The organism is Komarekiella delphini-convector SJRDD-AB1 (genome assembly GCF_014831675.1).
Lineage (GTDB): Bacteria > Cyanobacteriota > Cyanobacteriia > Cyanobacteriales > Nostocaceae > Komarekiella.
In genome coordinates, this window is the sequence record NZ_VJXY01000117.1 from 1 (window position 1) to 5,860 (window position 5,860).

At 38.4% G+C, this 5,860-nt stretch carries 4 protein-coding genes; 2 read left to right on the top strand and 2 right to left on the bottom strand.

What is annotated here, in order from left to right; genetic code table 11:
• Positions 1-81: 81 nt before the first annotated feature.
• Positions 82-747, bottom strand: a complete 666-nt coding sequence (locus tag FNW02_RS36980) for a hypothetical protein (RefSeq protein WP_191762445.1) — start codon at positions 745-747, stop codon at positions 82-84.
• Between the two features lie 544 nt (positions 748-1,291).
• Positions 1,292-2,800 (bottom strand): NACHT domain-containing protein, encoded by a 1,509-nt coding sequence (locus tag FNW02_RS36985; RefSeq protein ID WP_191762446.1) that lies wholly within the window; start codon positions 2,798-2,800, stop codon positions 1,292-1,294.
• A gap of 310 nt (positions 2,801-3,110) precedes the next feature.
• On the opposite strand from FNW02_RS36985, the gene FNW02_RS36990 reads away from it, so the two are divergent.
• Both FNW02_RS36990 and FNW02_RS36995 read left to right on the top strand, forming a co-directional pair.
• Positions 3,111-4,967 carry a protein kinase domain-containing protein gene (locus tag FNW02_RS36990; protein ID WP_348535520.1) on the top strand — a complete coding sequence of 619 codons (1,857 nt, stop codon included), beginning with the start codon at positions 3,111-3,113 and terminating at the stop codon, positions 4,965-4,967.
• A 96-nt stretch (positions 4,968-5,063) separates the two neighbouring features.
• On the top strand, positions 5,064-5,756 hold the full coding sequence (locus tag FNW02_RS36995) for a hypothetical protein (protein ID WP_191762448.1): 693 nt from the start codon (positions 5,064-5,066) through the stop codon (positions 5,754-5,756).
• Positions 5,757-5,860: the final 104 nt, after the last annotated feature.

A 5,860-nucleotide genomic window follows, 5' to 3' on the forward strand; every position in this document is an offset into this window, starting at 1 on the left:
GATGAATCGCACTACCAACCGCTAGCTCATGGTACTCCGCGGCCGTGAGATTGTTCGGATATTCAATTGGGGCTTCGCTCATCAGCTTTTGCCCCCGCCCGTCAGGGAGCGCTCTTGAAAGTTTGTAACTGCAAACTTTTCAAAAGTTGCTATGACTGGAACTCTCCTGCTGCTTTGCTTCTTCTCTCTCAAAAGAATATGGGTGCTGAAACTCTCAAGAGTTGACAACACTGTGCCAAACACAAAGTTTTGGTCACTAGAAATCAGCAGTAACAGCTCCGCTTGTGGGTTTAACTCCTGTACCGTCTGGGCTAACTGATTCTGTTTGATTAAGATTTGTTTGTAATCATTCGTATTACTAGCAACGATTGCGATCGCCGCCTCCGATAGGTGCATACTAGACTTCAAAAAGAAGTCGGGTAAAGGGTCAGGGGTAAAGGTTAAGGCGGGAAGGGGATTTTCTTCACTCTTTTTCCCTTTCCCCTTTTCCCCTTGACCATCTTTAATTTCCCCTTGCCCTTCACCCTTTAACCTTGACCCACTGCACGAGCGATGCCAAAACCAGCTTGTCTGCGGTAACACCCTCGCTCTTTTCAAGACGTTACAGAAGCGAGTTTCCCTAAAAGAGCTAATAATCCACTTATTTAATGCGTCGGAATTAAGATGTGGGGTGTGCGGTACAGAGACAACTCCTGACAGCGTAACCTCGACACCCTCTTGTATTGAGCATTCGTCATTTTTCGCCATATATACCTCTAAAACTTGGTTTTCAAGCTTCAGAGGGGGTTTTGCGCTGCTACAGATTTTTAACCACGAAATTCGGGAGTTTTATTTACAAAACTTGATATTTTATAATTTTGAGGAATTTCAACAGCCAAAACTGCCACACAAAACTGGTAAGTTTCGTGTGGTTTCTCGTATAATACGAGAAGCAGCGGATTCAATCTCTTCCGACCAGTCAGTGGATAAAAGCGCCAAACTTTATCTACCACTGCCTTGGTTTCTCTGAGATAACCCCGCTCTGAAATTATTTAATTTTTCGCGCTTGGACAAAGCGTTACTCCTTAGTACGTTTTGTCCTTTAAATTTTCCACTGTTGTATATTTACCTCCATCTTCCACTTCAACTAGCCTTGATCTTACAGAACTTCTGAGCATCTGATATCTAGCATTGTTTTGATTTTTGCTTTAGACCTCCATATTTATTAAAGATTGTTTGAGGGGTAATCTGAGGTTTGGTAGCACCTCTGTGTAGGGTGGATTACCCTGTGTAATACAGTAAAAGCTTTTGCTCAAGATGCGATCGCTAAATGGGATGAAGCATTAGATGTATGCACTAATCCTTGCGGATCAGTTAAAATATACTTTTTAATTACTGGCTGGAGAGTAAAGCTAATTTCTTTAGTAACTGGGTCTTTGCTACTTTCGACTAACGACTGTTTTTCAAGCATTTCTAATGCTGTAACCAAGTCCGAGACAGAGATAGATGATTTACACTTTTGTCTTAGTCCACTCAACAAGTTATTAAAACTAATAGACGTTAAATTTAACGTTTCTTTTTCTGCTATATAAATCATAATTTGTTGCTGGAAATCACTTAAAACCTGACCAAACATATTATTAAGCATTTCTTTAAAACGATTGCTAACAAACGTGGTTTTATTTTCAAAAAATACTTCTGTACTACTAGCAAAAAAGTGATGAATTCGATTGACGACTGCTTTCATTTCGGCAGGATTGCCGCGATAAGTCTCAATCAATTCTTCACAACACTTCTTTTGCCCTGTCAATCCTTGCTCAGATAAAAACTGCATCGCTGCTTCAGTATCTAATCCTTCAAGCCTAAGATACTGAATAGGTCGATCAGCCTCTATAAAAACATCAAATTCACTAGGCCAAATTCTACTAGTCAAGAGAAAACAGCTTTGATGTTGCTCCTCTATTAAGCGACGAAAAAATACTTTGTATTCTGATGCCTGTTCGGAATTACTTATTTGAAATAAATCTTCAGATTCATCCAATATCACTAAACAACGTTGTGATTGCAACTGGTTAATCAACACGCTAATTAGCGCTTGAGTATACTTAGGCAATTTAAGCTCAGGTTCTGAGTTGCTAGTAAGCTCTATAAGATCTACTATTAGATCCTGTAGTAATGGAGCATGAGCGACTGATTTCCAAACTAAGCAATTAAATCTGGATGGAGATTCTTTACTAAGTTCTGCTACTAGCTTTGCAGCTAGTGCAGTTTTGCCAATTCCTGGGGATCCTATTAGTGAAATGCAGCGATTCTTGACTACTAATTCTTTTAAGTAGCTCAGTTCCTCTATCCGCCCATAAAAACTAGATGTACTAGGTAGCTGATCTTCCCAGATGTATGCTATTTCCCTGCTAGGGAGTATTTGTTGTTCCGGGATTGAGGCGCATTCAGCATGATACTTTTTAGTAACCTGTTCTAAACAAGGACGTAGCTTCTTTTTAGTAATCCGTTCATTGTTTCCAAGAGTTTCAGAAAGTAAGTCCCACAAGGGAGGAGCTATGCGCCTTTGCAAATAGTTAAGACTGTAAGGAGAGTTGTCTGCCATCTCCTCGTAATCATCGTCATTCCATGCTCCCTTTAAAACGGTAATTTCTACATCAGATAAATATTTACCTCTTTTGGCGTATACTAGGTCATTTACTACGAGTAAAGCTTGATTAAAAGTTACTCTTGCTGAAGAGGTTTGCCCTTTCCTCGATTCTTTTGGGATAAGAGAGGGAAGGACGGGTAAATTTGATCTCTGTGCAGCATTAAGATTCATAACTTTCTAGTTGCTTTAGTGTGGAAGATGTCCGCAAGGGATTTTTCGGGATTATGATTGATCTTGGAAGGTATTATATGCACTAATGATACTTTGATTTATTAAAACACAGTTATTCATTTATTGTAAAAAAAGTATCATTTAAATTTCTAATATAATAACTAATTTTTTCAGTACAATGCAAAATTAGTAATAAAATATACGTTTGTTAAAGTATGACTACTCAAGATTCTCAATTAACGCTTTCCCCGGTAGTAGTGGGTACTAGATTCTAGATGAGCAGACTATACCTGTTTATCTTTTTATAGAAGTGAGATATTGTATTAACCCCCTTTGCAATCAGCGTCAAAATACTGACGCAGTTGAAAGTTGTTTAGCATGTGGTACTTCCCTGCTAATTAATAACCGCATCCGGTTGATTAAGCCGTTGAAAACCCTTACTGACAACCCTTACAACTACTTTGATGTTTTCGAAGTAGACGACGCCGGAACTCAATGGAGTCCTGTACGTAAGCAGCGAGTTATGAAAATTCTAAAATGGAACTCGCCCAAACTAGTTGAGTTAATTGAGCGAGAATCCTTCACTTTACAGCTAATTCGACACCCAAATATTCCTAGAAGTACATTAGATGACTTTTTTACTTTTGTTCCTAACAATAGTCCCTTGGAATTACGCTGCTTAGTTATGGATAAAATCGAGGGACAAGACTTAGAACAATGGATGGAATCTAGCGGGTCAATTTCGCAAGTTCTAGCATTAGAATGGCTCAAGCAGTTAGTTGATATTTTACATGTAGTACATCGCTCTAATTTCTTTCATCGAGATATAAAACCTTCTAATATAGTTCTTCAGCCAAACAGTCAACTGGCACTAATTGATTTTGGTGTAGCGCGGCAGGTGAGTAACACTTATCTAGCTAAGGTTAGTGGAAGCGGGGGAACTAGCACAGGCAGAGGCGGTCGATATGAAATTACATCCGTTGTTACACCTCGTTACACTCCAATAGAACAAATTGAGGGACAGGCAGTACCGCAGTCAGATTTTTTTGCTTTGGGTCGAACTTTTGTCCAGCTAGTTACTGGACTTCAACTGATGGACTTACCCAAAGATAAACAAACAGGAAGACTAGCTTGGAGAGATAAAGCACCGCAAATTGACAAACCTTTTGCTGATTTCATTGATGAATTAATGGCCCCCTTGCCAGGGCAGCGTCCGCAGACTACTGAAGTAATTTTGCAGCGTTTAGAAAAACTGCCTCAGCAAATTAAAAATTATAGATTAGCTAATTCTAAAGTATTTAAATATAGCAAATATACATTAATGGCTTTGGGAATTCTTGGGGGCATCTTTCTTTCTATACCTCTAGCAGCGAACTACCTAGTGGCCCAAGGACAAAAGCTAGAAGCAGCAAATAATTCTCGTGGGGCACAAGAGCTTTTTAGCTGGGCTATAAAAATTAATCCTCAGAGTAATCTTACTATCTCAAATTTTTACTTTGAAAGAGCTGCTCGCAGTACTAATAGTGCTGAATTAGCTAAAAATTATTATGAATTAGCTATTAAATATAATAACAAAGATACTGATATCTATATTAATCTAGCATTAATTTGTGAAGAATTAAATGACTTTGATTGCGTAGCTAATAATTATGAAAAGGCGCTTGCGTTAAAACCTAATAGTTGGGAAGGACATTATGGGCTGGGAAGCTTTTATGATGATAAAGGGAAATACGAATTAGCAGAAAAGCAATATAGAATAGTAATTAAAATTAATAGGGAAGCAGTTGGAGCAACAAATAATCTATCTCGATTAAGAAATTTAAAGGGAGACTATAATCAAGCTACTAGATTGGCATTGGAAGGATTGAAACTTGCTGAAACTCCTGGACAACAAGCCGCGTTATATAAAAACTTGGGTTGGGCAAGATTGATGCAAAAGAAGTACAAAGAGGCAGAGAAATACTTAGAAAAGGCACTTGATTTGGATGGTACTAGAACTGATGCTGCTTGCTTGCTACCTCAAGCACAAGAAGCATTGGGTAAAATCAGCGAGGCTAGAAATTATTGGGAAGTCTGTATAACTCTTGAGTCAAATCAGCCAGAGGTTTTTAAATGGAGAGGAGAATTGCTAGATCGCCTCACTAAAAACTCTAAGATCGTTAATTAAGGATGATTTTTATGAAAGTACTAGCTTTAGCTCTTTGTTATGCTCGCGATCTACTGATATGCTAATAAACAGCTAACAGCTACATAAAGAATTATAATGCAGTTTTTACTCAACCGCAGTAATAGAGACTATAAGCCTCAAGTCGCAGTATTCACGTTAATATTAGCAGTACTTTCTTTAGATTCTAATAGTATAGGGGGGCGAACTCAGGCTGTAGCAATGCGTGAGTGTGATAGATCGAAGAGTGGTCGAGTTGTCAGTGAAGGAGACCTGTATTTGCCTCCAGGGAGTCAATTATGCACAGGAGATCAAATTAATCCAAGTAATGGAAGTACGGTTAAGGTTCTATGCTATTTGAATAGAAACTTTTTATCTCTCAAACATAGTACCATTTTTAATCCAGAGATATGTGCATCGTTAAAGGATGAGGTGAAGCGATGTTCAGTAGAGAATGTAGATAAGTGTCTTAGAAGGTTCAAGAGTCCAAACCATAACTACTACAAGCCAAAAGTAATTAGTCCCTACGGCAATTCAATTTTAAATACTCGTCCAGTAATCTCTTGGTATCCTGTCGCTGGAGCTGATAGGTATACGGTAATTGTTGAAGGAAATGACGTGAAGTGGAGAACAGAAGTAAAGAACGCTACACTGTTATATCCAAAAGACCAAAGACAATTGAAGTATGGCAACGCTTACACAATTACTGTTATCGCTAATAAAGGCAACTCTTATATTAATGACGATACAACAGTAGTTAATGTATTACCTCAATACTCCGGACAATTTTGAGTTGAGGGAATAGACAAGAAAACTATCGAACCATTAAGGTGCTGATTAGAACAAACAAGCACCGACTCGATAGCCATATGGAAATTGTACAAAGCTTACTGACC